The 2,584-nt window shown below is 32.9% G+C and carries 3 protein-coding genes; all 3 read right to left on the reverse strand.

The features are described from left to right. Positions 1 to 777: hypothetical protein (locus CD172_RS07260; RefSeq protein ID WP_103345934.1), on the reverse strand; the 777-nt coding region annotated here is incomplete at its 3' end. Beyond that, positions 777 to 1,205: a RusA family crossover junction endodeoxyribonuclease gene (locus CD172_RS07265; protein WP_103345935.1), complete on the reverse strand. Its 429-nt coding sequence runs from the start codon at positions 1,203 to 1,205 to the stop codon at positions 777 to 779. The genes CD172_RS07260 and CD172_RS07265, both read right to left, overlap by 1 nt. A gap of 4 nt (positions 1,206 to 1,209) precedes the next feature. Then, positions 1,210 to 1,827 carry a hypothetical protein gene (locus CD172_RS07270; protein ID WP_103345936.1) on the reverse strand — a complete coding sequence of 206 codons (618 nt, stop codon included), beginning with the start codon at positions 1,825 to 1,827 and terminating at the stop codon, positions 1,210 to 1,212. Positions 1,828 to 2,584 lie beyond the last annotated feature (757 nt).

The raw sequence follows: 2,584 nt of genomic DNA on the forward strand, positions 1-2,584 counted from the left end.
TGCTGCACTCAAATCGTATGAGTGTGAATTTTTATTTCTGCTTTGAAAATACTCTAATCCTGCGCTTTTGATCGGTGTTAAAAGGTCTAGAAGCGGTTGAGGATCTGGTCTTTTAACTCTATCTTCTACTATGCTAGGACGTGCTTCTAATAGCATCTCAGACTCTTTTATATAGCCTCCATCTTCTAAATCAGCGATAACATCATCAACTTCTTTTTGTACGTCTTCTCCTTGTTCTAATGCTTCTCTATACCGTACAAATCCATCTGTATATTCGCTTCTTAGTCTCTCTATCTTCTTTACAATGCTTTCACTTGTCTCTTGTTGCCCGCTCTCCATAGCGTCTATTAAGTCCATCAGCACATTCAATTCTTCGACTTTTATTCTACACACTTTTAAGAGTCTCCACGCCTCACCTATACTATCTTCGTCTAAATTCCCCTCTAACTGCTCTCGTGCTAGTTTAAGCTGTCTTATCAACGGTTGATTATCTTCGTCATATTCTTCTTCTAAAGCTTCTATATACTCGTCTATACGCTCTCTAGCACTTCGCGCTACATTCTTTACATCTTCGTCTATTTCTAGCTTATCTCCTTGCTTAATAACTCGTTGCTGCACTTTCACCAATGTAGATGATAACCCCGTATATTCTTTTCTTAACACAATCATATACTCATAACGTTCATGTAAAGCGTCCAAATACGTTTCCATTAAATTCTGAGCTTCATTCATCATCTCTTCAATCACTAAAAATTTATCTAAATTAGTCTTTGCCATTACTCAATCCCCCTTAGCACAATTTCTGTCCTTGGATTCTCCATCTCTTGAAATTTAGCCATCGATACCATTGTGATTCGGCTATCTTTGACTTTTAATCCTTTGAATATGCTGTCCATTGCTGCTTTGAGTAAATTGTCTATATCAGGCGCTGTAGTACGCATTATATTTTTAATTTTCTTCTGAGATTTAGGGGCTTGTACATAGAATGCAACTTCTGCTTTAACTCCTAACGGAGTATTCATAACCTCAAAAAAATCGTCATTTATCGCATTATCACGCTTTAACTGTTCCTGTACTGCGTCCATATATTCTACATACTTTTGAGGATAATAAGTAATCGTCTTACCGCCCTCTACAAACCTATGGTTCGGTCTAGGTGTACCCATTGGCGGTAAATCGATCGTATATCGCCATACTTTCTCCATACGATCACTCCTCTTTGTTTTTTCGCTTACTTTGCCAAAACTCTTTGATTCTATCAACTTGATTCGCCTCAAACTCTGCTTCTTTACGCTTTCTCTCTTCACTATTAGGGGCTAACTTATTAATTTCTTCACGTGCTTTTTGAGCTTGTTTCGCATGCTTTCTTAATACATCTTTTGTACTTTGTAGATTTTCTGGTTTTTCCTCTTCGTTATCAACAGATTTTTCTTGTTTTTCGTTCTCTCTTTCACCTGTTTTAGGTTTTAAATAATCCATATTCATTTCTTTCATGTGTTTTTTCACAACTTCGGCTTGTTTTTCGATGTTAACTTCTTTCTTAGTTTTAGGTTTTTCATACTTTTCAGGGTGTTCTACATGGTCGTTAAACAGCTCTATAACAGCATTTAATTGATTAAGCGTAAAAACTTCTCCTAATGCATAAAATGCACTTTTTTCTTCTGACATTTCTTTGATTTGTTTCTTGTATACAAAAATTGTCGACTTCTTTTTATCTAAATTATCTGCCAGCAATTTCCAATGTACCTCGCTTACAATCCACTCTACGATATTCTCACTTTTTGTCTTTGAAATGCTTAATGGTTTTTGTGTTTTTGTGTTCGCCATTTCTAATCGCCCCTTTTTATATTAATGGTTATTATTAGCTCTAATATTTATAGTTCTATTTACAGGTCTATTTATACTTATATTTACACTTATAAAGGTAATACCACATTTGGTCAACGAATACCGTTAGGTGTGTTTTTATTAATTATTTAGATGTTATACGTAACTTTAAATATTAAAGTATTTAGCTCTTTAAATATCTTTATACTTAGTCCATTATTTACATTTATACTTATACATTTACTTAGCATTTTACTTAAAGTCTTTTTTTTAGGACTACTCATCATATTTTTAGTATAATTTATATAGTCCATTATTTCAAACTGTTTGTGCGTATCCGTTTATAACTTTATTTATAATTTTCATAAAATATTACTATAAATATTTATTTCCAATTATAATCCCCTCTTTATTAGACTTAGTCATGGTGACATTTATTTTTTCTGGGATATTACAGTATTATAGGGGTATTTTCTAATAAGTAGCCCAATCGTGTGCATTATTGTTGTAATTATGGTTAGTGGAATCATCATAGCAACCCGAAAATGCGTAACAAGTTACATGTTACAAATTTACTTTTATGCTATTTATTCCTATACTTATTCGTTTATTTTTATTAATTGTAGATTCTGATCTTAGGCAGAAAGTTAATAATAATCTAAGTAATACCTTGAATACCATCGTAAGTAATACCTTGAATACCATCGTAAGTAATACCTTGAATACCATCGTAAGTAATACCTTGAATACCATCGTA

Origin of the sequence: Staphylococcus agnetis (assembly GCF_002901865.1) — a bacterium.
Taxonomy (GTDB): Bacteria; Bacillota; Bacilli; order Staphylococcales; family Staphylococcaceae; genus Staphylococcus; species Staphylococcus agnetis.